General features: G+C 60.2%; 26 protein-coding genes and 1 tRNA gene. 15 read left to right on the top strand and 12 right to left on the bottom strand.

Going from position 1 to position 22,469, the window contains the following annotated elements:
- The first annotated feature begins 26 nt into the window (after nucleotides 1-26).
- Complete coding sequence (locus ACL9RJ_RS25930; protein WP_017123968.1) at nucleotides 27-275, top strand: ogr/Delta-like zinc finger family protein; 249 nt, start codon at nucleotides 27-29, stop codon at nucleotides 273-275.
- A 364-nt stretch (nucleotides 276-639) separates the two neighbouring features.
- Here the strand turns inward: ACL9RJ_RS25930 and ACL9RJ_RS25925 are convergent, their stop codons facing one another.
- The gene (locus ACL9RJ_RS25925; protein WP_083875250.1) at nucleotides 640-987 is read right to left on the bottom strand and encodes a helix-turn-helix domain-containing protein; all 348 of its coding nucleotides are present in this window, start codon (nucleotides 985-987) and stop codon (nucleotides 640-642) included.
- 92 nt (nucleotides 988-1,079) lie between these two features.
- Between ACL9RJ_RS25925 and ACL9RJ_RS25920 the strand changes: the two genes are divergently transcribed.
- The 9 genes from ACL9RJ_RS25920 (at nucleotide 1,080) to ACL9RJ_RS25880 (ending at nucleotide 7,352) form a co-directional block, all read left to right on the top strand.
- Entirely contained in the window at nucleotides 1,080-1,280 is a 201-nt protein-coding gene (locus ACL9RJ_RS25920) for a DNA-binding protein (RefSeq protein ID WP_017123966.1), read from the top strand.
- Nucleotides 1,281-1,309: 29 nt separating this feature from the next.
- Nucleotides 1,310-1,789 carry a YmfL family putative regulatory protein gene (locus tag ACL9RJ_RS25915; RefSeq protein WP_275936908.1) on the top strand — a complete coding sequence of 160 codons (480 nt, stop codon included), beginning with the start codon at nucleotides 1,310-1,312 and terminating at the stop codon, nucleotides 1,787-1,789.
- Entirely contained in the window at nucleotides 1,786-2,148 is a 363-nt protein-coding gene (locus tag ACL9RJ_RS25910; RefSeq protein WP_017123964.1) for a hypothetical protein, read from the top strand. Before ACL9RJ_RS25915 ends, ACL9RJ_RS25910 begins: the two co-directional genes overlap by 4 nt.
- A 75-nt stretch (nucleotides 2,149-2,223) precedes the next feature.
- Nucleotides 2,224-2,457 carry a hypothetical protein gene (locus ACL9RJ_RS25905; protein WP_017123963.1) on the top strand — a complete coding sequence of 78 codons (234 nt, stop codon included), beginning with the start codon at nucleotides 2,224-2,226 and terminating at the stop codon, nucleotides 2,455-2,457.
- 3 nt (nucleotides 2,458-2,460) lie between these two features.
- Nucleotides 2,461-5,256 (top strand): toprim domain-containing protein, encoded by a 2,796-nt coding sequence (locus tag ACL9RJ_RS25900; RefSeq protein WP_422765804.1) that lies wholly within the window; start codon nucleotides 2,461-2,463, stop codon nucleotides 5,254-5,256.
- Nucleotides 5,257-5,271: 15 nt separating this feature from the next.
- Nucleotides 5,272-5,565 carry a hypothetical protein gene (locus ACL9RJ_RS25895; protein ID WP_422765803.1) on the top strand — a complete coding sequence of 98 codons (294 nt, stop codon included), beginning with the start codon at nucleotides 5,272-5,274 and terminating at the stop codon, nucleotides 5,563-5,565.
- A gap of 66 nt (nucleotides 5,566-5,631) precedes the next feature.
- The gene (locus ACL9RJ_RS25890; RefSeq protein WP_017123960.1) at nucleotides 5,632-5,898 is read left to right on the top strand and encodes a hypothetical protein; all 267 of its coding nucleotides are present in this window, start codon (nucleotides 5,632-5,634) and stop codon (nucleotides 5,896-5,898) included.
- Nucleotides 5,891-6,058 carry a hypothetical protein gene (locus ACL9RJ_RS25885; protein WP_177116414.1) on the top strand — a complete coding sequence of 56 codons (168 nt, stop codon included), beginning with the start codon at nucleotides 5,891-5,893 and terminating at the stop codon, nucleotides 6,056-6,058. Before ACL9RJ_RS25890 ends, ACL9RJ_RS25885 begins: the two co-directional genes overlap by 8 nt.
- Nucleotides 6,059-6,167: 109 nt before the next feature.
- Complete coding sequence (locus ACL9RJ_RS25880) at nucleotides 6,168-7,352, top strand: Arm DNA-binding domain-containing protein (protein WP_017123941.1); 1,185 nt, start codon at nucleotides 6,168-6,170, stop codon at nucleotides 7,350-7,352.
- Here the strand turns inward: ACL9RJ_RS25880 and ACL9RJ_RS25875 are convergent.
- The 5 genes from ACL9RJ_RS25875 to ACL9RJ_RS25855 form a co-directional block, all read right to left on the bottom strand.
- Entirely contained in the window at nucleotides 7,336-7,587 is a 252-nt protein-coding gene (locus ACL9RJ_RS25875; RefSeq protein ID WP_422765802.1) for a hypothetical protein, read from the bottom strand. The genes ACL9RJ_RS25880 and ACL9RJ_RS25875 overlap by 17 nt on opposite strands.
- The gene (locus tag ACL9RJ_RS25870; protein WP_017123939.1) at nucleotides 7,584-7,829 is read right to left on the bottom strand and encodes a hypothetical protein; all 246 of its coding nucleotides are present in this window, start codon (nucleotides 7,827-7,829) and stop codon (nucleotides 7,584-7,586) included. Before ACL9RJ_RS25870 ends, ACL9RJ_RS25875 begins: the two co-directional genes overlap by 4 nt.
- 51 nt (nucleotides 7,830-7,880) lie before the next feature.
- Nucleotides 7,881-8,165, bottom strand: a complete 285-nt coding sequence (locus ACL9RJ_RS25865; RefSeq protein WP_017123938.1) for a hypothetical protein — start codon at nucleotides 8,163-8,165, stop codon at nucleotides 7,881-7,883.
- Between the two features lie 364 nt (nucleotides 8,166-8,529).
- Entirely contained in the window at nucleotides 8,530-9,417 is an 888-nt protein-coding gene (locus ACL9RJ_RS25860; protein ID WP_146049231.1) for an RES domain-containing protein, read from the bottom strand.
- Nucleotides 9,418-9,809: 392 nt separating this feature from the next.
- Nucleotides 9,810-9,899: transfer RNA gene (locus tag ACL9RJ_RS25855), tRNA-Ser, on the bottom strand.
- A gap of 320 nt (nucleotides 9,900-10,219) precedes the next feature.
- On the opposite strand from ACL9RJ_RS25855, the gene ACL9RJ_RS25850 reads away from it, so the two are divergent.
- The 3 genes from ACL9RJ_RS25850 (at nucleotide 10,220) to ACL9RJ_RS25840 (ending at nucleotide 12,997) form a co-directional block, all read left to right on the top strand.
- A complete protein-coding gene (locus ACL9RJ_RS25850; protein WP_103033039.1) occupies nucleotides 10,220-10,909 on the top strand; it encodes a crotonase/enoyl-CoA hydratase family protein in 690 nt (229 codons plus the stop codon).
- Nucleotides 10,910-11,125: 216 nt separating this feature from the next.
- Nucleotides 11,126-11,848: a lysophospholipid acyltransferase family protein gene (locus ACL9RJ_RS25845; RefSeq protein ID WP_177085061.1), complete on the top strand. Its 723-nt coding sequence runs from the start codon at nucleotides 11,126-11,128 to the stop codon at nucleotides 11,846-11,848.
- A gap of 177 nt (nucleotides 11,849-12,025) precedes the next feature.
- A complete protein-coding gene (locus ACL9RJ_RS25840; protein WP_103033038.1) occupies nucleotides 12,026-12,997 on the top strand; it encodes a magnesium and cobalt transport protein CorA in 972 nt (323 codons plus the stop codon).
- 131 nt (nucleotides 12,998-13,128) lie between these two features.
- Here ACL9RJ_RS25840 and ACL9RJ_RS25835 read toward each other — a convergent pair whose 3' ends face one another.
- The 3 genes from ACL9RJ_RS25835 to ACL9RJ_RS25825 form a co-directional block, all read right to left on the bottom strand.
- Nucleotides 13,129-13,857, bottom strand: coding sequence for an amidotransferase (locus ACL9RJ_RS25835; protein ID WP_017123935.1), 729 nt, complete (start codon nucleotides 13,855-13,857; stop codon nucleotides 13,129-13,131).
- Nucleotides 13,858-13,999: 142 nt separating this feature from the next.
- Nucleotides 14,000-16,141 carry a 3-hydroxyacyl-CoA dehydrogenase NAD-binding domain-containing protein gene (locus ACL9RJ_RS25830; protein ID WP_422765801.1) on the bottom strand — a complete coding sequence of 714 codons (2,142 nt, stop codon included), beginning with the start codon at nucleotides 16,139-16,141 and terminating at the stop codon, nucleotides 14,000-14,002.
- A 19-nt stretch (nucleotides 16,142-16,160) separates the two neighbouring features.
- A complete protein-coding gene (locus ACL9RJ_RS25825) occupies nucleotides 16,161-17,366 on the bottom strand; it encodes an acetyl-CoA C-acetyltransferase (RefSeq protein ID WP_042934474.1) in 1,206 nt (401 codons plus the stop codon).
- Between the two features lie 566 nt (nucleotides 17,367-17,932).
- Between ACL9RJ_RS25825 and ACL9RJ_RS25820 the strand changes: the two genes are divergently transcribed.
- Entirely contained in the window at nucleotides 17,933-18,409 is a 477-nt protein-coding gene (locus tag ACL9RJ_RS25820) for a rhodanese-like domain-containing protein (RefSeq protein WP_017123931.1), read from the top strand.
- Between the two features lie 9 nt (nucleotides 18,410-18,418).
- Nucleotides 18,419-19,243: a cytochrome c gene (locus ACL9RJ_RS25815; protein WP_017123930.1), complete on the top strand. Its 825-nt coding sequence runs from the start codon at nucleotides 18,419-18,421 to the stop codon at nucleotides 19,241-19,243.
- Nucleotides 19,244-19,288: 45 nt separating this feature from the next.
- On the opposite strand, the gene ACL9RJ_RS25810 is transcribed toward ACL9RJ_RS25815, so the two are convergent.
- The 3 genes from ACL9RJ_RS25810 to ACL9RJ_RS25800 are packed head-to-tail and all read right to left on the bottom strand — an operon-like array spanning nucleotide 19,289 to nucleotide 22,460.
- Nucleotides 19,289-20,092: a transglutaminase family protein gene (locus ACL9RJ_RS25810; RefSeq protein WP_017123929.1), complete on the bottom strand. Its 804-nt coding sequence runs from the start codon at nucleotides 20,090-20,092 to the stop codon at nucleotides 19,289-19,291.
- Complete coding sequence (locus ACL9RJ_RS25805; protein ID WP_042934473.1) at nucleotides 20,089-21,039, bottom strand: alpha-E domain-containing protein; 951 nt, start codon at nucleotides 21,037-21,039, stop codon at nucleotides 20,089-20,091. Before ACL9RJ_RS25805 ends, ACL9RJ_RS25810 begins: the two co-directional genes overlap by 4 nt.
- Nucleotides 21,040-21,050: 11 nt before the next feature.
- A complete protein-coding gene (locus tag ACL9RJ_RS25800) occupies nucleotides 21,051-22,460 on the bottom strand; it encodes a circularly permuted type 2 ATP-grasp protein (protein ID WP_017123927.1) in 1,410 nt (469 codons plus the stop codon).
- Nucleotides 22,461-22,469 lie beyond the last annotated feature (9 nt).

The raw sequence follows: 22,469 nt of genomic DNA, 5'->3' as shown, positions 1-22,469 counted from the left end.
ATAGGCTGCCCCTGGGGAGGGACACAATGAGAGTTGTATGCAAGTGCGGACATAAAGGGCGGATTGCTTCGAGAGAAGAGTTGTCACGGGACTTCGCGAAGTTGTACTGCCAGTGCCTAGACGCAACTTGTGGGCATACCTGGGTGGCGAACTTAACGTTTTCTCATACGCTCAGCCCTTCGGCTCAATCATACGAAAGAATGCTGTTTGATCGCTTAAGAGATATGCCAAGGGCGAAGCAACAGGAACTTTTCGATCGGTTGGGCGCAGCATGAACAGGCTCAAGGCACCGACAGCATAAGGGGCCGCGCTTGGTCATGCGGCCCTGAGGAAGCCCGAGCTTTAACTCGGGACAACAGAGTCATTCGCTTTCAACAGGTTCTGCGAGATATCCGGAAATACGTCGAATTTGTTTACGATCACTTTCAGACATTTGTCGATAAAGCCTGATAAGGCGTACTTCCGAGTCTGTCAGTTCAAGCCACTGATTACCAACTGACTCACGACAACTTACTTCAAGCTTTGTGCTGTCCAACATGCGTACCGCTCCATTGATGCATTTTGCTGAACAGACGTTATCGGGCAGCCATTGGCTTTCTGACGGAGGTATTTCAGGTGTGCGACACAACTAGTTACAACTTACTTCGGAGCTTCTACTGCCTCGGCCGCCATCGACTTAACGATGCGACGTACAGTTTTTTGATCATCTGGTGTCAAGCACCTGTACATTTCGACAAGATCCGCCTCCACAGGATCAAGTCCCTGTCCTGGCGGTGGCGAACGATGCCCAGTCAGCACGTAGCCCGCGTCAACTCTATGTTCCACAAGATCGGCGACGTAGCGCAGATCCAACGAATTCGCGCCAAGCTCGTAGTTTTTCTGAGTTCCCCTACTGACTCCAAGCAACGTACCAAAATCAGTTTGGTTCAGACCTAAGCGCTCGCGCTCTTCCCTTAGGCGATCACCTACTCCATCAGCTATGAGCATTTTTTTATCCACCACCATTGACTTGATCAAAATATTGACCAAGAATCACCACAGACAAACAGAAACAACCACAAACGAACAGAGTAGACATCATGCCCGCCACCGTTACGCCCGAGCAAGCCCGTGCTGAGCTTGATCGCAAGGGAGTCAGCATCGCGGAGTTCAGTCGCACACACGAATTGAACAAAAATTTAGTCAGCGACCTATTGAACGGTCGGATCAAAGGTCGCCGGGGGGAGGCACATCGCGCCGCCGTATTGCTGGGGATCAAGGACGGCGTGATCGAACAGTAATGGCCAACTCACTGAGGGAACAGCAGAAGATGAAAACCAAGGTTCTAAAAACGCGGCGGGAAGTTGTCAGTGCAATTATTTGCACCTACCCGGGCGGGCGTGAATGCGCTGCAGCTCGAATCGGCTTGTCGCTGAAGAAGTTCGACAACCACGCCTATGAGAACAACAACTGCCGCCCCCTGACTGACGTCCAGGTCTTCCAGTTGGAGCAAGAGACAGGCACCCAGCACTTCGCCAATTACGTGGCGTCGATGTACGGCGGCATGTTCGTACCAGTTGCAGATCCAGGGAGCCTGGACAACGTGGAGATGTATGCCCGCGCCATGCAGAGTTCGGCCAAACAGGGAACGGTCGACCAGATCATTGCCCAGGCACTCGAAGATGGAGTGATCACCGAGGATGAAGCACAGCTGATCCTCAATGCCCACACCTTGCATTTGGCAGCACGTACCGCCGAGGTATATGCCGCCATCGATCTCTACCGCGCCAAATCGGGGAAAGCACAATGACCAACCAAGTTAACGCGGATTATCAGGACTGCATTCGTACCGCCGCCCTCGCCTTCCTCGAGCGCCATCAAGGCGAGCACCTCAGCGATATTTCTGTACTCCTCGATCGCACGATCAGTCACCTGGTCAGCAGTTTCAACGTTGCTGAGCCGCTGGCGACGCGGCTGGCCTCGCAGGCTCACATCGAGCACATGGAAATTTCGCTACGCCAGCGAATCGATCTGACCTTCAGCACCGACACCGCCCTGGTCATCAGGGATCCGGTCAAAGGGTACTGCTGGTGCGTTCCGGTCAACGAGATCTATGAGCGAATTCTGAAAGCGCCGGACAACGGGCGTTATCGCGCCACCTTCTCGTAACACCCACTCCTAAACAAACGCCTGCCCCGCACCCCGTGGGTTTGGGTGAGCTGCGCCCGAAATCGAGGTTTCACCATGGTAAACGCCGTAGTTCTCAACGCTCAGATGCCCCCGGCAGAGGCTCAGGCCCTGCTGGCGTACATGCGTGAGCAATACCGTTTGAGCCTCAACGACTACTGGTACGCGGACGAGTACCGGTATATCCCGACAGATGAACGGCACAGCTCGATCCTCGCAAAAACGCCAGTGATGGCCGCACAAAAACGCCTGATGGCAGCCCTATCTCTCAGTCTCAAAGCAGTGAAGTAACCCATGAAAGACGACCTCCGTCACGACGTGCTGCAACGCCTCCAGTCCGACTTCGGGCTGAAGCACCGTACCGGCACCGACTATATGCGCGGTGGCACCTGCCCCAAGTGCAAGAAAAAAGAGCTGTACTCCAGGTTCGATACGCCATGGATGGTGATCTGTGGCCGACCTGAAAAATGCGGCCATACCCTGCACGTGAAGGAGCTGTACGACGATCTGTTCGAGGACTGGAGCAAGCGAGCCCCCGCCACCGAACAACACCCCAATGCCACCGCACGCGCCTACTTGGAGTTTGCCCGGGGCTTTCGCTTTGAGCTGATCCAGGGGTGGTTCACCCAAGAAAGCTTCTACTCCCGCGAACACGACGCCGGCAGCGCCACTGTGCGGTTCGCCCTGGAGAAAGGAGGCTGGTGGGAACGCCTGATCGATCAGCCGCACCGGTTTGGCAAGATGAAGGCCCGCTTCAAGTCCAAGGACAGCTATCGCGGCACTTGGTGGTGCCCACCTTGCGTTGACCTATTAGAAGCGAAGGAAATCTGGATCGTCGAAGGAATCTTCGACGCCATCGCCCTGGTGCACAACGACATCGCGGCCGTGTCGGCTATGTCGTCGAATGCATTCCCCGTGGATTCACTCAAGGCCTTGACCGAGGCCCACCAAGGGAAACTCCCGAAGCTGATTTGGGCTCTCGATAACGAGCCTGGCGCCCACGTGTACACCCGGCGCTGGGCTCGGGATGCGCGCGCCCTGGGCTTCGTCTGCGAGGCGGCGCAGATCCCCCAGCGTGACGGTCGCAAGACCGACTGGAACGATCTGCATCAGCGCTGGGGCTTTATCCAGGACGAGAAAAAGCGTGCTGAACAGATCGCTGAAGACCTCAAGCAGGCCCGCCACCAGGGTGCCCTGTTGTTGGCTGAAAGCGCCGCCGAAAAGGCGTTGCTGATGTACGAGTGGAACAAGCGTGGGGAATTCCACCTGGGCTTCGGTAATCGGCTGTACTGGTTCAAGTTGGACCTGGACAAGTACAACCGGGCCATGCAGGACCTGGAGGATAGCGAACAGCAAGACGATCAGTTGCTCAATCAATCGCAACAACGCGAAAAGGCTCTGCAGCAATCCGGCAGCGTGGTAGAGATCGCCAACTGCTACCCCCAAGCCCTGTATTTCCAGCGCAACGAGGTGACGGATGAGTCCTGGTACTACCTGCGCGTCGACTTCCCCCACGACTCGGAGAGCGTGAAAAACACCTTCACTAGCGGACAGCTGTCGGCCGCGAGCGAGTTCAAGAAGCGGCTACTTGGTATGGCTGCCGGCGCCATGTTCACCGGCAGCGGCCAGCAGCTCGACAAGCTCATGAAGGATCAGCTGTACGGCATCAAGACCGTGTCGACCATCGACTACGTGGGCTACAGCAAGGAACACGCTTGTTACGTCTACGGCGATCTCGCGATCAAGGACGGCACCACCTACAAGGTCAACAGCGAAGACTATTTCGAGTTCGGCAAGCTGCGTCTGAAGACCCTTCAGAAGGGGGTCACCATCAAACTGCAGCGCGAGGCGAAGGGTTTCGACGAGAAATGGCTGCAGTTACTGTGGACGTGCTTCGGCGCCCAGGGAATTGTCGCCCTGGTGTTCTTTTTCGGGTCGCTGTTCTGCGAGCAGATCCGTGCCCGCTACCAGTCGTTCCCCTTCCTGGAAGCCACCGGTGAAGCCGGCTCCGGCAAAACGACCCTGCTCAACCTGCTGTGGAAGCTGCTCGGCCGCGAGGGATACGAAGGGTTTGACCCGATGAAGTCGACCAAAGCCGGGCGCTCTCGCCTGATGGGACAGGTGTCAGGCATGCCGGTGGTGTTCCTTGAAGCGGACCGTCATAGCGAGGACCGGGCCCACGCGAAAACCTTCGAGTGGGACGAGCTGAAAGACTTTTTCGGCGGTGGCACCCTCGCCACGAAAGGCGTCAAGACCGCCGGCAACGAGACATATGAACCGCCATTTCGCGGAACGATCGCCATCAGCCAGAACGCGGCAGTGGTCGCCCATGAGGCGATCATGACGCGCATCGTGAAACTGCACTTCGTTCGTCCGGTCGTCACCCCCGAAAGCCGTGCAGCTGCAGACCAGCTCAACGCACTGAATGGCGACACGTTGAGCCATTTCCTGTTACGGGCAGTCGGCAAAGAGTCCGCGGTGATCGATCTGTTCGCCCAGGGCATGCCCGAACATGAATCGAAGCTGCGCCGCTTGCACACTCACTGTTTCGCCTGTGACACAGCCTACATCAGCGACCAGGGCAACTGCAGCAGTTGTGGTTATGACCTGCGCGGGTACATCCGCGTTGAGCGGATCAGCAAGAATCACGCTCAGTTGCTCGCCCTGCTGGACAGCCTGGGCCTGGTCCTGAAGTTGAGTCAGCCACAGATCGCCGCTACCCAGCGCCAGATCGTCCGGATGGCCATCGAGCGCCAGGCCTCGATCAGCTCCGACCATACGGCCGTTGCCGAGTTCTGGGAGGTCTACGACTACCTCGAATCCCTCAGCGAAGATCCCGTGGTCGACCACAGCAGCGATCCGACCGTGATCGCCATCAACCTCAACGAATTCTGCGAACGAGCTGCAGAACACAAGCAGAAGCTGGCGGACGTGGGCACCTTGCGCGACCTGCTCAAGGAGTCCCGCTCCCGCAAGTTCCTGGACAGCAACAAGGCCGTGCACAGCGCCGCGCGGGCCGCATTCAACCATCGAAATCCCTGTTCGCCACCTCGGCCGACAACGGTGAAGTGCTGGACATTCAAGGCGTAAAGGAGAGCAAGACCGATGCAGATCCAAGTGTTTATGGGCAATGCCGGCGACGGCAAAACAAGCAAGCTGCAGTCAGTTCAGGACCGTCTGGACTTCACAGGGCAAAGCGCGCCGATCATCCAGGCGGGTGCTTATGGGGAGGAAGGCTTACTGGAGATTCTGGAGGTCCGGGCAGCAGGTGGCCAGCGTGAAATCCTGGTGGACGACTGCAGCAGGCAGCAGATTCTGAGGGTGCTGGAGTGGCAATCATGTGCTGAGCATGAGCCGTTTTTTGATGACCTGGTGATCCACCTGGCCCGTAAGGACTGATCTTGAAAGAAACGGTGTCGAGGAGTTGCAGCTCCCCGACACCAACCACCACAGAGGAGCAACACCATGCAAGCACAGCACCAAAGCAGCAGCGGCACGCAGGCTATCACACCGGCAAGGCACCTGGTGGTCACCGCGATCATCGGCGCCGCCGTCATCGGCTACCTAGTCCACAAAACCCCGGAATCACGGGCCCACCTGGAAAACCTCAGCCAGATGGCCAGCACCCTGGGCGAACTGAGCGATCGTGACGCGGCGGTCGTGGCCCGTCTGCTCACCCAGCCACCCACGCACCCCAGCTCTGCTCTCCCGGAGGACGATCACCATGCCTAACCGACCTGCAGACATCAGGAGCCGGCGCTTCCCCTGGAACATCGACTACACCAGCGTTTGCGACCTGTGCGGCCGGTGGCGCACCCAAGGCAGCCATGTGAAATGCAGCCGCCGGCGCCAGGTGATGAACGCCCATCTACGCACGCCACAGCCGAAGTAACGAACAGCGTCCACTAGAAGATGCGCATCAAGATACTGGGCCCGGAAACGGGCCTTTTTGTTTCCGATCGTCAGACTGTCGATACACGAGTACAGCGTTAGGGGTTTACATGAGTGGGGTCGAAGCTCGCGGGAATTCCGTGAGAATCTATTTTCAATACAACGGGGAAAAGTGCCGGGAGGCCATCCCAGGGGGGAACACACCGGCCATCGTGGCCCAGGCAAAACGTCTGATCGCCATCATCGAGTACGAAATCCAGTCCGGCACATTTGATTACGCACGGCACTTCCCACACTCGGCCAGGCTCGTCGAAAACACCTTTGGTCATTACCTGGACCTGTGGTTGAGGATCAAAGCCAACAGCGTGGCAGCGTCGAGTTATCGAGGCTACGCCAACAAGGCCGAGGTCCATGTGCGGCCACGCTGGGGCAAAGTCCAGATCCACCAGATCGATCACCTGGACCTGCAGGAGTGGATCCAGGGCACCCTATCCACGACACTGAAAAACAAGACCATCCGCGACATCATCAGCAACATTCGACAAGTGTTCAGGCTGTATCGTACCAGGATGAAAGTCGCGCACGATCCTACTGAGGGGCTGATGGTACGGCTGCCGGATCCGGAGGCACCCGACCCGTTTACCCGAGCAGAGATCAAGCAGATCCTCGACACGCCAACCCACCGCACTCAAGAGCTGTTGATGGTTCAGTTCATGCTGTGGGCCGGGCCGCGGGTGTCAGAAACCATTGCCCTAGCCTGGGAGGATGTCGACCTGGAGCGCGGCACCGTGACATTCCGCCGGTCCAAGGTACGCGGCGCGTACCGGGTAACGAAAACCCGGCGATCGACGCGCAAAGTCCGCTTGCTCCCCCCTGCTTGGGACGCGCTGCGCAAGCTCGATGCCCTGAACCGAAACAAGAAGGCCGAAACGGTCGACGTGGTTGAACGGGACAACAAGACCGTGCGACAACACACACTGCACTTTGTCTTCCTGAACACCAAAAGCGGCTTGCCGCATGCCAACGACTTCGTGGTCCGTGACCGTTTTTTCAAGGCGCATTTGCTCGAGGCGGGGGTTCGCTATCGAGGGCCCGGCCAGTGCCGGCACACCTACGCCAGCCAGTTGCTGACCACGGGGGTAGCCTCGATCGACTGGATCGCCGAGCAGATGGGTCATACCAACGGCAATATGATCCGTCAGCACTATGGGACATGGATTAATGAGGATGGGCCCGACGTGGTCGGAATGCTGCAACTGGCGCTGAAGCTCGAACCGCTCACAGCTCCACGCTGAACACCGCGATCCCCACCGCTTCGGCGAATCGCCCCACGGCCGTCAGACTGGCCCAGGTTCGCACCGGTTCACGCCGGGAGCGCACCGCTACCAGTCGCGCCGTGGGAGCGCCCAGGCGCACCGATAACGTCCACTTGGAGTTATCGCCTTGCATCCCGCCGACCACGGCTTCACGGGTCGCCTGCTGACTGACCAGGGCCTTGAGCACATCCAATTGAATGGCATACCCACTCATACAGCAAGTTCCGCTTCACGTGCCCTGGCCGCCCGGTCGACCGCCATATACAGCGCATCAATAATCGCCGGCTTCAGCACCCGGGCAGCGTCCAGCCCTTCGATAAAACCTTCCGCCCGCTCCACCGCTAGGTCGAGGTTTCGTTGATCCTCGGCGCAAACGAGGTGGGCGAGATGGTTCTGCGCAAGAGTACGGATTAACTCCGGCAAGCTGATCCCACTCAACAAGTCCAGATCATTCATGTCTGCACTCCAGATCGATTAGTCGGACGCTGTCATAGGAATAAGCACTGTTTATATATGCATCCAGTTAGACTCACATCCCCGTGCCAGGCGCTGATAGAGCTCACGGCCCTGCTCCGCCCCCAACACGTCGCAAGCCACCAATCCATCAAGAAAGCCGCGTATTTCGTTGAACAGGCTGGGGGGGACGTGTTGGCCCAACGCGATGAGGCGGTAGGCTTCGACATGCTGACGCACCCGAACATGCAGGCAATCGGGATCGCTCAAGATCACCAAGTCATTGAAGAACTGCTGAGCGTTGTCCAACGCTAAGGGGTGGGTCAGCCGCTTGTACATCGGTATCAACCTTGTCCATGAAGGAGGGATAACGGTGCGTCATACCAGACGGAGGGAGTCTGGTCGACCAATCTAGGGGGGCCTGGCTTCCGGTACCCACAAAAAAGCCCCCCACACCTAGCGTAAGTGTAGGGGTTTTTTTGACATAAGCGGTGTTATTCGAATCCTGCGTTTAGTCAATCTGTACTCAACGGCCGTGATAGCACCTTGAGGTCATACAGGAAAAAAGCTTAACCTCCGGAGATCGCGCCTTAGCGGTGACGCTTGCCTCACGTCGACAAGGATTCATCAACGGAAGCTCGGATTCATAGTTACGTACTCCGTTCAAGGAAGTATCGAAGGCTACCTACACTGCGTTTGTGTTCTACGATGGATTTATGACAGTGCCGTCCTCGGTACGCGCTACCCACATACCGTTCTCAACGGTGAAATTGAAAGTCCCCATGGAATTTAAAGTCCACTGCCTCGGGCGACCCAGCCATTTTATGTGTTCATCCTCAAAATCGCTGCTGAAATCGATCTCTCGCACAGTATGTGAGTCAGCTTGGCGTTCCGTAACTTCAATTGCACGGACATCGGAAAGCCGCAGACATGACTGTGCTACTGACGTTTGAATCGCAATGTTATCGGAGCGCGAGGTGTGTGCAACCGATGGATATATAACAGCTCCAAAGGGCCGCCCTTTAATCAGCTCAGGAAGACCCAAGACGTTACCAGTTGACAATTTCTCGGTAATAGCAGCGGTCAGTTTGTACTGTGCTGAAAATGTCTCATGAATAGGTTGAGCGAATCGCGTCTCAAAAAACGTTTCAATTTTTGAGAACGCGAAGTCCTCCTCCATCCCCTCACCTGCACCTGGTGGAATTCGAAAGCAAAAAAACTCTCGATCAACAATCCAGCTTGATAGATAAACTATATCGCCAACTTCCGCGTTTAGTTCGGAGAATACTGCAGCAATATCGACACTTGCATAGAACATTGGTTTGCCGGGACCATTACAACGTTGAAAATTGGTCACAAGTGCAGCGGGTGGACTACCTAAATAACTCACTTCACTGGGCCGTTCGGAGTAAATTACCCCACGATAAAGCGTGGTTCCTACAGGCAAAGATTGCACCTTCATAGGAGTGCCCTTGATCAATACCCCCACCTGAGTCAGGAGATGTTCATAATCGATAGCACTGAAATCGGCACGATTCAGCGAAGTGACTATTTCACGTATTTTAGTTGTGCTCGTGCGTTCAATAGTCATAGATCAGCATCATTAAAAAGGCGAAGTGGTAATCTTATTCTGATTGGCAAAATGAATGCCAATATTCCTGTTCAGACTGTAATTCACTCGTAGCTCCCTACATCGAACGTTCTCGAACCGTCATCCCACCACCTGCATCATTGCCCTATTTGGAAAAAAGCAGTCGTCAAAAATACTGGCGAGCGTCTGTCCATGATCGAAGGTAGCCACAATATTGGCAAGCCGATTGCGGGCAGATGAACTGCACCCGACCGCTCAGTCATTGCCTCTACTTACCGCACCAAAATAGCGCACCAGTCCCATGGTGGTCCCATGGGGCTATTTTTTAGACGCCAAAAACCACAAACCCCCGACTTTCTCGAGGAAAATCAGGGGCTTGCGTTTATTCAATTTGGCGGTGAAGGAGAGATTCGAACTCTCGATACAGTTTCCTGTATACACACTTTCCAGGCGTGCTCCTTAAGCCACTCGGACACTTCACCGTATCTCGTCAAACCGATTCAGTCTGTCGAGGCGCGCTAATGTAGTCGAAAGCTTTTCCAATGGCAAAGGTTTTTTTCAGAATTTTCATGCGCTTAAGTCGGGTAGCCGACCTGGCGCCATCGCCCCGCCCACCCGTCAGGGCAAACCCGCCAATCTCCGGCCCGGCCCAACGCCTTGCCTAAAGGCAGCGCAGGCAGCTGGCAAAGCCCGCAGCCACGGTCGCGGCGGCAAAAGCCTGACTCACCAGTCAGTCACGGCGCTTTACCTCACCCGTGCGGCTGGGTAACGTCTGTGCCACTTCTTTATAAGGAATTACGTCATGAGTGAATTGATCTCCTACCATCTCGAAGACGGTATCGCGACCTTGACCTTGAGCAATGGCAAGGTCAATGCCATTTCCCCGGACGTGATTGCCGCCTTCAACACCGCCCTGGACCAGGCCACCAGCGACCGCGCGGTGGTGATCATCACCGGCCAGCCCGGCATCCTCTCCGGCGGCTACGATCTGAAAGTGATGACCGCCGGCCCCAAGGAAGCCGTCAGCCTGGTGACCGCCGGTTCCACCCTCGCCCGTCGCCTGTTGTCCCACCCGTTCCCGGTGATCGTCGCCTGCCCCGGCCATGCCGTGGCCAAGGGCGCCTTCCTGCTGCTGTCGGCCGACTACCGCATCGGCGTCGACGGGCCGTTCAGCATCGGCCTGAATGAAGTGCAGATCGGCATGACCATGCACCACGCCGGGATCGAGATCGCCCGCGACCGCCTCGGCCGCGCCGCCTTTCACCGCTCGGTGATCAACGGCGAGATGTTCAACCCGCAGGACGCCGTGGCCGCCGGTTTCCTCGACAAGGTGGTGGCGCCGGAAGCCCTGCAGGAAGCTGCCCTGAACGCCGCCCGGCAGTTGAAGAAGATCAATATGAACGCCCACAAGAACACCAAGCTGAAAGTGCGCAAGGCGCTGCTGGAAACCCTGGATCACGCGATCATTCTCGATCAGGACCATATGGGCTGATCCTCCCCGCCATCGCCTGTGGAACAGCCCGACTTCAAGTCGGGCTTTTTCCTACAGGTACGTTCGTACCCGCTGCAACCGCTCTAGACCGCGCCTGACGCCGTAGCGCGAAACATGCGCTAAAACATCGCCCATCTCCGGCCTCTATCGGACTAATTGCCGAAAACAGTGCACATCCGTACACTGCGCCACCTTTTGTCCTGGCGGGCCCGTTCGATGCTGTTTCTGTTGCGTATGTTATTGATGGGGCTGCATTTTATCGTCGCCGGCGTGATCGGCGTGGTGCTCGGGCTGTGCCGCCCGTTCAATCCGGATAACAGCCGGCTGTGTGCCCGCCTGTATGCCTGGCCGGCCATGTGCATCCTGCGCCTGCGGGTCAAGGCCGAGGTCGGGCCATTGATGGACAAGCCACAAAGCTGCGTGATCATCGCCAACCACCAGTCCAACTATGATCTGTTCGTGTTCGGCAACGTGGTGCCACGCCGCACCGTGTGCATCGGCAAGAAAAGCCTGAAGTGGGTGCCGCTGTTCGGCCAGTTGTTCTGGCTGGCGGGCAATGTGCTGATCGATCGCGGCAATGCCTTCAAGGCGCGCCAGTCGATGCTGACCACCACCGAGACCCTGCAACACAAGGACACCTCGATCTGGGTCTTTCCCGAAGGCACCCGCAATCTTGGCGAAGACCTGTTGCCGTTCAAGAAAGGCGCCTTCCAGATGGCAATCGCCGCCGGCGTGCCCATCGTGCCGGTGTGTGTCAGCAGCTATATCCGGCATATGCGCCTGAACCGCTGGCACGGCGGCAAGGTGATGATCCGCTCGCTGCCGGCGATCCCCACCGCCGGGCTGACGCTGGACGATATGCCGATGCTGATCGCCCAGTGCCGGGAACAGATGCGCGACTGTATCGCCGCGATGGATCGGCAGTTGCAGGCGGCCTGATCGAGCGCCCGATCGCGCTGGCCCGGACCACCATGGCTCCCGCCCCGGGGAGCCGCGCGCCGCAACATGAAAGTTGCGGTTTTTCCACGAACTCCCGCTGCTTTGCCGACTCTGAAGAGCCTGGGCAGGCTAAGCTGCAGCCTGTCTTTCCCCTTTTAAAAGAAGAAGATCAGCATTATGGGTAGAGTCGTTGCCGCGGCGGTTTACAGTGCCGGTAGAAAGGTCACCAACATCACCCTCGACGAGGGCGCCGCCTGGGCGGCGAAACCCGATCACTTTGTCTGGATCGGTCTCGAAGAACCCAATGCCCAGGAACTCGCCAACCTGCAGAAACAGTTCAACCTGCATGAACTGGCCATTGAGGACGCCCTGGAAAAACACAGCCGGCCGAAGCTGGAAACCTTCGGCGATGCGCTGTTTATCGTCACCTATTCGCCGATTCGCCATGAGGGCAAGCTGGAGTTCATCGAGACCCATATCTTTGCCGGCAATGGCTACATCATCACCTGCCGCAACGGCCACTCGAAGTCCTACGCCCACGTCCGCCAGCGCTGCGAGGCGCGCCCGCTGCTGCTGGAGCATGGCGAGGACTTCGTGCTCTACGCCCTGCTGGACTTCGTCACCGAAAGCTATCAGCCGGTCAGCGAGGCCATCCATGCCGAAATCGACGAGCTGGAAAGGAACGTGCTCAGCAGTTCGCTGAACGAAGGCGATATCCAGCGCATCCACCACCTGCGCCGGGACGTGTTGCGCCTGCGTCGCTACGTGGCGCCCATGGTGGAGATCAGCGAGGAAGTCTCGCGCCTGGACTTCCCGTTTATCGACAAGAACATGCGTCCGTATTTCCGTGACGTGCAGATCCATGTGACGCGGCAGATGGAAGACCTCTCGACCCTGCGCGATATCGCCAGCCAGACCATCGAGATCGGCGTGCTGCTGGAGGCCGCCCGGCAGAGCATCGTGCAGCGCAAGTTTGCCGCCTGGGCGGCGATCCTGGCGTTTCCGACAGCGGTGGCGGGAATCTACGGGATGAACTTCCAGAACATGCCGGAGCTGAGCTGGCATTACGGCTATTTTGCCGTGCTGGGATTTATCGCCGTGGGATGCACGGGCTTGTGGGCCAGCTTCAAGAAATCCGGCTGGCTGTAATCGATCATAGATCGTTCCCACGCTCCGCGTGGGAATGCCTCGCTGGACGCTCCGCGTCCGCTCTGCGGGTGACGCGGTGCGTCACGGACTGCATTCCCACGCGGAGCGTGGGAACGATCAGGTAGCCGTTGTCAGGCGGAAGTGGCCTGCGGCTTGTGGGCGACGAAACGCATCATCCACTCCGCCACCGTGGTGCCGTGGTGGTCGTGCTCCAGGCTGGCGATACCCTTGGAATAGATCTGCTCGCCGAGGTTCTGCTGGCGAATGTCCAGCAGGGCCCGCGAATAGTCGTGGATAAACTCCGGGTGCCCCTGGAAGCACAGCACCTGGTCGTTGATGTGATAGGCGGCATACGGACAGAAATCGCTGCTGGCGATCACGGTGGCGTTTTCCGGCAGTTCGGTGACCTGGTCCTGGTGGCTGATCAGCAACGTCAGCTCTTCCATCACCGGGCTCATCCACGGTGCCTTGGCGGCCATCTTGTACTGGTGGGTGCCGACGCCCCAGCCCTGGCTGGCACGCTCGGTCTTGCCGCCCAGCAGCAGCGCCAGCAGTTGGTGGCCGAAGCAGATGCCCAGCAGCTTGTCGCCGCGCTGGTAACGATCGAGCAGATAGGTCTTGAGGGTCTGGATCCACGGGTCGCTGCCGAAGGAATCAGCCTTGCTGCCGGTCACCAGGTAGGCATCGAAGGTCAGCTCGTCACTCGGGTAGTCGCCCTGCATCACGTTGTAGACACTGAACTCGGCGGCAATCGGCTGACGGGAGAACAGACGCTCGAACATCTGCCCGTAGCCCTGATATTGATCGACCAGTTCCGGACGCAGGACATCGGTTTCCAGAATGCAGATGCGTAACGACATAAAAGTACCTGGCACAAAAGACAAAGAGTGAGGCCTGAGCCTGCCTTGAAACGGCCTTTCAAGGCAAGCACAGAACGCGCCATTGTCAGGCCTGATTCAGCGAAGAACAGGCCCGGCCAGGATCAGGCCCGGTCCCGGCCGTTCAGAACCTCTCGCCCCTGGCCGCCTTGTCCAGCAGCAACGCCGGCGGCGCGAAACGTTCGCCGTACTGCTCGGCCAGGTAACGGGCGCGGGCGATAAAGTCCGCCAGGCCGTACTGGTTGATGAACTGCAGGGCCCCGCCACTCCAGGCGGCAAAGCCGATGCCGAAGATCGAGCCGATATTGGCATCCGCCGTCGACTGCAAGACGCCCTCCTCCAGGCAGCGCACGGTTTCCAGGACCTGCACGAAAAGCAGGCGGTCGCGCACATCCTGGGGCGAAATCTGCCGCCCGGCTTGCTCGAAGCGGCTCTTCAACTCCGGCCACACGTGTTTCGGTGCCCCCGCAGGGTAGTCGTAGAAGCCAGCGCCGGCGGCCTTGCCCGGGCGCTTGTACTCCAGCAACAGGTCGATCACCGCAAACGCCGGATGCCGCGGCATGGCCTTGCCTTCGGCTTGCAGGTCCCTGGCGGTCTGCTGGCGGATATGACTCATCAGGCTCAGCGACACTTCGTCGGCAATCGCCAGCGGCCCCACCGGCATGCCAGCCTTGCGCGCCTCGGTTTCGATCATCGGCGCCGAGATGCCTTCGCCGAGCATGGCGATGCCTTCGTTGGTGAAGGTGCCGAAGACCCGCGACGTGAAAAAGCCACGGCTGTCGTTGACCACGATGGGCGTCTTGCGGATCTGCAGGACAAAGTCGAAGCCACGGGCCAGGGTTGCGTCGCTGGTCCGCGCGCCCCGGATGATTTCCACCAGTTGCATCTTCTCCACCGGGCTGAAGAAGTGCAGGCCGATGAATCTGTCCTGTTGCGGCACCGCCGTGGCCAGCCCGGTAATGGGCAGGGTCGAGGTGTTGGAGGCAATCACCGCGGCGTCGCCGACGATACGCTGCGCGGCGGCCGAGACCCTGGCCTTGAGATCGCGGTCTTCGAACACCGCTTCGATGATCAGGTCGCAGCCGGCCAGGTCGCTGTCCTGCTCGGTCGGCTGGATACGCGCGAGGATGGCGTCACGCTGCTCGGCGGTCAGTTGACCACGGGCGATCTTCTGCTCCAGCAACGCCGCCGAGTGGGCCTTGCCCTTCTCGGCGGCGGCGAGGCTGATGTCCTTGAGCACCACTTCGATCCCGGCCACGGCGCTGACATGGGCGATGCCGGCCCCCATCATGCCGGCGCCGAGCACGCCGACCTTGCGCGTGGTGTATGGCGCGAAGCCCTTGGGCCGCGAACCGCCGGCGTTGATCTCGTTGAGCTGGAACCAGAAGGTGCCGATCATGTTCTTCGCCACCTGGCCGGTGGTCAGCTCGGTGAAGTAGCGGGTCTCGATCAGGTGCGCGGTGGCGAAATCGACCTGCGCGCCCTCCACCGCCGCACAGAGGATTTTCTCCGGCGCCGGGAAGCAGCCCTGGGTCTTGGCGCGCAGGATCGACGGGGCGATGGCGAGCATCTGCGCCACCTTGGGATCCGCCGGCGTGCCGCCCGGCAAGCGATAACCCGGCAGATCCCAGGGTTGCCTGGCCGTCGGATGCCCGGCGATCCAGGCCCGGGCCTTGTCCAGCATGTCCCCGGTATCGCTCGCCAACTCGCCGATCAGGCCGGCCTGCAGGGCTTGTCGCGCCGAGACCTTCTTGCCTTCGAGCAGGTACGGCAGGGCCTTTTCCAGCCCGAGCAGGCGCACCATGCGCACCACCCCGCCACCGCCCGGCAGCAGGCCGAGGGTCACTTCCGGCAAGCCCAGTTGCACGGCCGGGTGATCGAGGGCGATGCGATGCTGGCAGGCCAGGCAGATCTCCCAGCCACCGCCCAGCGCGGCACCGTTGATCGCCGCGACTACGGGCCGCTCCAGGGTTTCCAGGGCGCGCAACTGGGCCTTCAGTTCGAGCACGCCGTCGTGGAAGCCTTGTGCCTGCGCCGGCGTGACCTTGATCAGTTCGTTGAGGTCGCCGCCGGCAAAGAAGGTCGGCTTGGCCGAGGTGATGATCACACCGGCCAGTTCATCGCGCTCGGCCTGCAGGCGCGCCACGCAGGCGGCCATGGCCTCGCGGTACGCCGCGTTCATGGTGTTGGCCGTCTGGCCGGGCATGTCCAGGGTCAGGACGACGATCCGGTCAGCACCCTTTTCGTAACGAATGGCATCAGTCATGGCAGGTTTCCCGATCGGTTCAAAGGCGTTCGATAACGGTGGCGATACCCATGCCGCCACCGACACACAAGGTTGCCAGGCCATAGCGCAACTGCCGGACCTCAAGCTCGTCGAGCAAGGTGCCGAGAATCGCGCAGCCGGTGGCGCCGAGGGGATGGCCCATGGCGATGGCGCCGCCATTGACATTGACCTTGTCCGGATCGATGGCCATGTCCCGAATGAACTTCAGCACCACCGAGGCAAAGGCTTCGTTGACTTCGAACAGATCGATGTCCTCGATCCGCAGGCCGGCCCTGGCCAGGGCCTTGCGCGTCGCCGGGGCCGGCCCGGTGAGCATGATGGTCGGGTCGGTGCTGGTCACGGCGGTGGCGACGATCCGCGCCCGTGGCCGCAGGCCCAGCTCGCGGCCCTTGGCTTCAGAGCCGAGCAACATCAGTGCCGCGCCGTCGACAATCCCGGAACTGTTGCCAGGGGTATGCACATGGTGGATGCGCTCGACATGGCTGTAGACCCGCAAGGCCGTCGCGTCGAAACCCAACTGGCCGATCATTTCGAAACTCGGCTTGAGCTTGCCCAGGCCTTCGAGGGTCGAATCGGCCCGAATGAACTCGTCATGGTCCAGCAGGACAATGCCGTTCTGATCCGCCACCGGCACCAGCGACTTGCGAAACGCCCCGGCCGCCCGGGCCCGTGCGGCCTTCTGCTGCGATTGCAGGGCAAAGCGGTCGACATCCTGGCGACTGAAGCCTTCCAGCGTGGCAATCAGGTCCGCACCGATGCCCTGCGGGGTGAAATGGCTGTGCATATTGGTTTGCGGATCGAGTACCCAGGCGCCGCCGTCGCTGCCCATCGGCACCCGCGACATGGACTCGACGCCGCCGACCACCACCAGGTCCTCGAAGCCCGAGCGGATCTTCATCGCCCCCAGGTTCACCGCCTCCAGGCCCGAGGCACAGAACCGGTTGATCTGCACCCCGGCGACACTGACGTCCCAGTCCGCCACCAGCGCGGCGGTCTTGGCGATATCGGCGCCCTGGTCGCCCACCGGCGTCACGCAGCCGAGCACGATATCGTCCACTTCACGGGTATCGAGCCCCTGGCGTTGCTGCAGCGCCGTCAGCAGCCCGGCCAGCAGGTTCACCGGCTTGACGCTGTACAAGGCGCCATCGGCCTTGCCTTTGCCCCGGGGCGTGCGCACCGCATCGAATATCAAAGCCTCTGTCATGACGTCCTCGAACCGCTCTGGTAGGAAAAAAGCCCTGTTCCCACCTTAGGCTCCGCTCTCCAGGATTCAATGACCGAAGCGCTCACCGGCCTTGACCCTCACGCTCGGACGAACGGTAGTGTGCTAAGCGCTTAACCGTTTTAGTGGACGCACGTGTCTAGCAAACGGCCCGCTAGCCAGCTGGCCATATGCCTCATGCCTTTTTAAAAATAATTTCGCCGGCTTCCATATGAAATGGTTCTAAGACAAGTGTGACGCGGGCTCTAAGGTTATCCCTGTAGGAGTTGCCGCCGGGTTTTGCCGGGGTATCCGACACGGTTATTGAGCAGTCGTCTTCAGGAATAACAACAAAAGGCAGTCAGCCATGTTCAAGCACTCGAAAGTCCGCCAGGCCGGTTTGATCGTATTCGCCACCACGCTTCTGCTTATTCTGCCGAACCTCACCAAAGTGATCGGCTAGACGCTGTGGCGTTTTTTCAACATCACCACAAATTCTCATCCCGATTCCCTGTCGAGGTGCGTTTTTGTGTGCCAATCTTGAGCCATGACTTGATGGAGACAGGTTCATGCGCCACTGGATCGCCGCCGCAGCCGTCGCAACCACATTGCTCGGCAGTTTCTCCGCCCGCGCGGGCATCATCGATGTAAACCGGGCGGTGGACGAGATCCGCGACGGCGCCCTGATCCTCGACCTGCGCAATAACAGCGACTTCGCCGCCGGCAATATCCACAACTCCCTGCAAGTCGACCTGACCCTGGAAGACGGCACCGGCATCAGCGCCGAAGGCCTGGCCTATCAGTTGCGCCAGGTCGTACTCGACCCCAATGCCACCGTGGTCATCTACAGCGACACCGACCAGCACGCCCTGGAAGCCGAGGACACGCTGGTCAAACGCGGGTATTTCGGTATCGTGAACGGTGGCAACTACAGCGAATTGCGCGATGCGCTGTTCGACCACGTCGAGGACACCCCGACCTGGGCCTTCGACAATGATGACGATATCGCCGACCAGGCCACCCCTACCGCCGTTCCCACGGAATAAAGCCAACGCATGAAACGATTGACCCTGCTGAGCACTTTCCTTCTGAGCATCGTCCCGCTGTGCGCTCCGCTGCACGCCGCCCAACTGACCCTCGACCTCGGCTCCGGCAGCCGCACCTGGGAAACCGAGGCGTTGCTGGCCCATCCCCAGGCCCAGACCATCACCATCGATGACGATGTTTCCTACAAACGCCAGATGACCTATCGCGCTGTGCCGGTCGCGGCGCTGCTGGACGGCATCAAGGCCGACGATCACCTGCAGGCGGTGGCGCTGGACGGTTTCGCCGCCGAGCTGAGCGCCGGGCCCCTGCTCAACCAGAAAGGCGCGCAAGCGTGGCTGGCGGTGGAAGACCCGGCCAGGCCCTGGCCGCCGCTGGCGGAGGGCAAGCCCGGCGCCGGACCGTTCTACCTGGTGTGGACCCATCCGCAGGCCGGCCATATCAGCCCCGAGCAATGGCCTTTCCAGGTCGCCAGTATCAAGCGCCTGACGTCGGTGGCGGAACGTTTCCCGGCGCTGTTGCCCGATCCGAAACTGGCGGCCAACGATCCGGTGAACAAGGGCTTTGCGCTGTTCCAGAAGAACTGCCTGGCATGCCATAAGCTCAATGGCGCGGGAGATGCGCAGGTCGGTCCGGACCTGAACGTGCCGTACAGTCCGACGGAATACTTCGCCGAGGGTTTTCTCAAGCGCTATATCCGCGACCCACAGGGCCTGCGCCACTGGCCGCAGGCGAAGATGCCGGCGTTCGCCCCGGCCGTGCTACCGGACGGCGAACTGGATCTGCTGGTGGGCTATCTCAAGCATATGGCCAAGCGCAAGGTGCCCGCGCAATAGACGATCATTCCCACGCGGAGCGTGGGAATGATCGGTATGGCGTGGTTACTGCTGCTGTACCGACAACACCGGTGTCGGCGACACCAGCACCTTGGCGTGCATCTGCTCGAAACCGCCGCCACGGCGCATGCCGCGCACCGGACAGGCGTCCAGGTAATCCAGGCCCACGGCCAGCTTCAGGTGCCGTTCCGGCCTGGCCAACTGGTTGGTCACGTCGAAACTGTACCAGGCGTCGTCCAGCCAGGCTTCCGCCCAGGCGTGGCTGGACAGGTGCTCGCTGTTTTCACTGTACAGGTACCCCGACACGTACCGCGCCGGAATCCCCAGGCTGCGGGCGCACGCCAGGAACGCATGGGTATGGTCCTGGCACACCCCGGCACGCTTGGCGAAAGCCTGGGCCGCGCTGGTGTCGACCTCGGTCACGCCCGGCGTATAGGCCATGTGCTGGTTCAGCGCCTGCATCAGGTCGATCAGCGCCGAACGGTCGCGGCGCTTGCGGCATTGCCGGTCGGCGAAGCCGCGCAGCGCGTCATCCGGTTCGGTCAGGCGGGTCATGCGCAGGAACGGCAGGGCCGACTGGCTCTCGTGCTCGGCCTCGCGCTGCTCGTCGATATCGACCTGCCCGCGCGCACCGATGATGATCGCTTCGTGGGGTTCGTCGAGGGTCAGCACATGGAGGATATTGCCGAACGGATCGAGCTGCGCGCGCACCGGACGCGGCAGGTTCAACTGCCAGCTGAGCACATGCTGGCGCTCGCTGTCGTGTGGGGTCAGCCGCAGGTACTGGATGCTCGCCCGCACCTGGTCGGCGTAGTGATAGGTGGTCTCGTGGCTAATGGAAAGTCTCATGCAGCCTCCAGGTAGGAACTGTGGATGGCGTTGCCCAGTTCGGCAACCAGGGGAATGAACTCGGTCAGCCAGGCGTGCAGGCCTTCTTCGAGGATTTCATCGATACCGGTATAGCGCAGTCGCGCGTCCATCTCGGCCGCCAGGCGTTGCGCCGGCCGGCCGTTGGTGCCGGGCAGGCTGGCGAGGATCTGGTCGATTTCTTCCGTGCAGGCCCGCAGCGAACGCGGCACATCGGCACGCAGCAGCAGCAACTCGGCCACCTGGCGCGCACCGGGGGCGTCGCGGTAGATCTCGGTGTAGGCCTCGAACGACGACAGGGCCCGCAGCAAGGCGCTCCACTGGTAATACGCATGGGCGGTGTGGTCGCTGACGGCATCGGCCTGGTCGCCGGCCATGTCATAGCGGGCGTCGAGCAGGCGCAGGGTGTTGTCGGCCCGTTCGATAAAGGTCCCCAGGCGAATGAAGCGGAACGCATCGTTGCGCATGATGGTGCCATAGGATGCGCCACGAAACAGGTGCGAACGTTCCTTGATCCATTCGCAGAAACGGCTCATGCCGTAGTTGCCCAGGCCCTGGTCGGCGATGCCGCGGATCTCCAGCCAGGTGGCGTTGATGTTTTCCCACATGTCGGCGGTAATCCGCCCACGTACCGCATGGGCGCTGGCCCGCGCGGCGCGCAGGCAGCTGTAGATGCTGGCCGGGTTCTCGGCGTCCAGGGCGAAGAAGTGCAGCAGCCGTTCGGCGTGCAGGTCGCCATGGCGCTCCAGGTAGTCATCCAGGGTGCCGGTGATCAACAGCGGCATGGCCATTTCGTGCAGGCCATCGCCACGGCCGTCCTGCGGCATCAGCGACAGCGAGTAACTCCCGTCGAGCATCCGTGCGAGGTTTTCCGCTCGCTCCAGGTAGCGCGACATCCAGTACAAATCCGAGGCAGTTCTACTTAACATGGCAGGCTTCCTTAATCCTCGACCACCCAGGTGTCCTTGGTTCCGCCCCCTTGGGACGAGTTGACCACCAGGGAGCCTTCGCGCAGCGCGACGCGGGTAAGCCCGCCTGGCACGACACGGGTTTCACGACCGGACAGGACAAATGGGCGCAGATCGATGTGGCGCGGAGCTATGCCGCTTTCAACAAAGGTCGGGCAGGTCGACAGTGACAGCGTCGGCTGGGCGATATAGGCGTGGGGCTTGGCCTTGAGCCGGGCGCGGAAATTTTCGATTTCCGCGGCGCTCGCCGCCGGGCCGACCAGCATGCCGTAGCCACCGGACCCCTGGGTTTCCTTGACCACCAGTTCTGGTAGATGCGCCAGCACGTGGGAGAGTTCCTCGGGCTTGCGGCATTGCCAGGTCGGTACGTTCTTCAGGATCGGCTCTTCGTCCAGATAGAAGCGGATCATGTCGGTGACGAAGGGATACACCGACTTGTCGTCGGCGACCCCGGTGCCGATGGCGTTCGCCAGTACGACATTGCCGGAACGATAGGACGACAGCAGGCCCGGTACGCCCAGCATCGAATCGGGATTGAACGCCAGTGGATCGAGGAAGGCATCGTCGAGCCGGCGATAGATCACGTCCACCTGCTTGGGGCCGTCGGTGGTGCGCATGAAGACCTTGTCGTCACGCACGAACAGGTCGGCACCCTCCACCAGTTCCACCCCCATTTCCCGGGCCAGGAACGCATGTTCGAAGAACGCACTGTTGAAGCGTCCGGGGGTCAGTACCACGACGCTCGGGTTATCCAGCGGGCTGGAGCTTTTCAGGGTGTCGAGCAGCAGGTTCGGGTAATGGTCGATGGGGGCGATGCGCTGGGCGGCGAACAGCTCGGGGAACAGGCGCATCATCATCTTGCGGTCTTCGAGCATGTAGCTCACGCCGCTGGGGGTGCGCAGGTTGTCTTCGAGGACGTAGTAGGTACCGTCGCCATCGCGGACCAGGTCGACCCCGGAAATATGCGAATAGATATCACGGTGCAGGTTCAGGCCCTGCATCGCCAACTGGTACTGCTCGTTGGCCAGCACCTGTTCGGCGGGAATGATCCCGGCCTTGATGATGCGCTGCTCATGGTAGAGGTCGGCGAGAAACATGTTCAGCGCCTTGACCCGCTGGATGCAGCCGCGCTCGACGATCCGCCATTCGCTGGCGGGAATACTGCGGGGAATCGTGTCGAAGGGGATCAGGCGCTCGGTGCCCTGGTCGTCGCCATAAAGGGTGAAGGTAATCCCGGCGCGATGAAACAGCAGATCGGCCTCGCGTCGCCGTTGGGCCAGCAATTCCTGCGGAGTATCCGCCAGCCAACGAGCAAACTCCCGGTAATGCGGGCGGACCTGGCCGCCTGCATCGTACATCTCATCAAAATAGGTGCGGATCATGCCGTGCTC

This window comes from Pseudomonas sp. Mn2068 (genome assembly GCF_049319725.1).
Classification (GTDB): Bacteria; Pseudomonadota; Gammaproteobacteria; order Pseudomonadales; family Pseudomonadaceae; genus Aquipseudomonas; species Aquipseudomonas gingeri.
The sequence above is the reverse complement of the archived record's forward strand: the minus strand, read 5'-3'. Positions and strand labels throughout refer to the sequence as shown.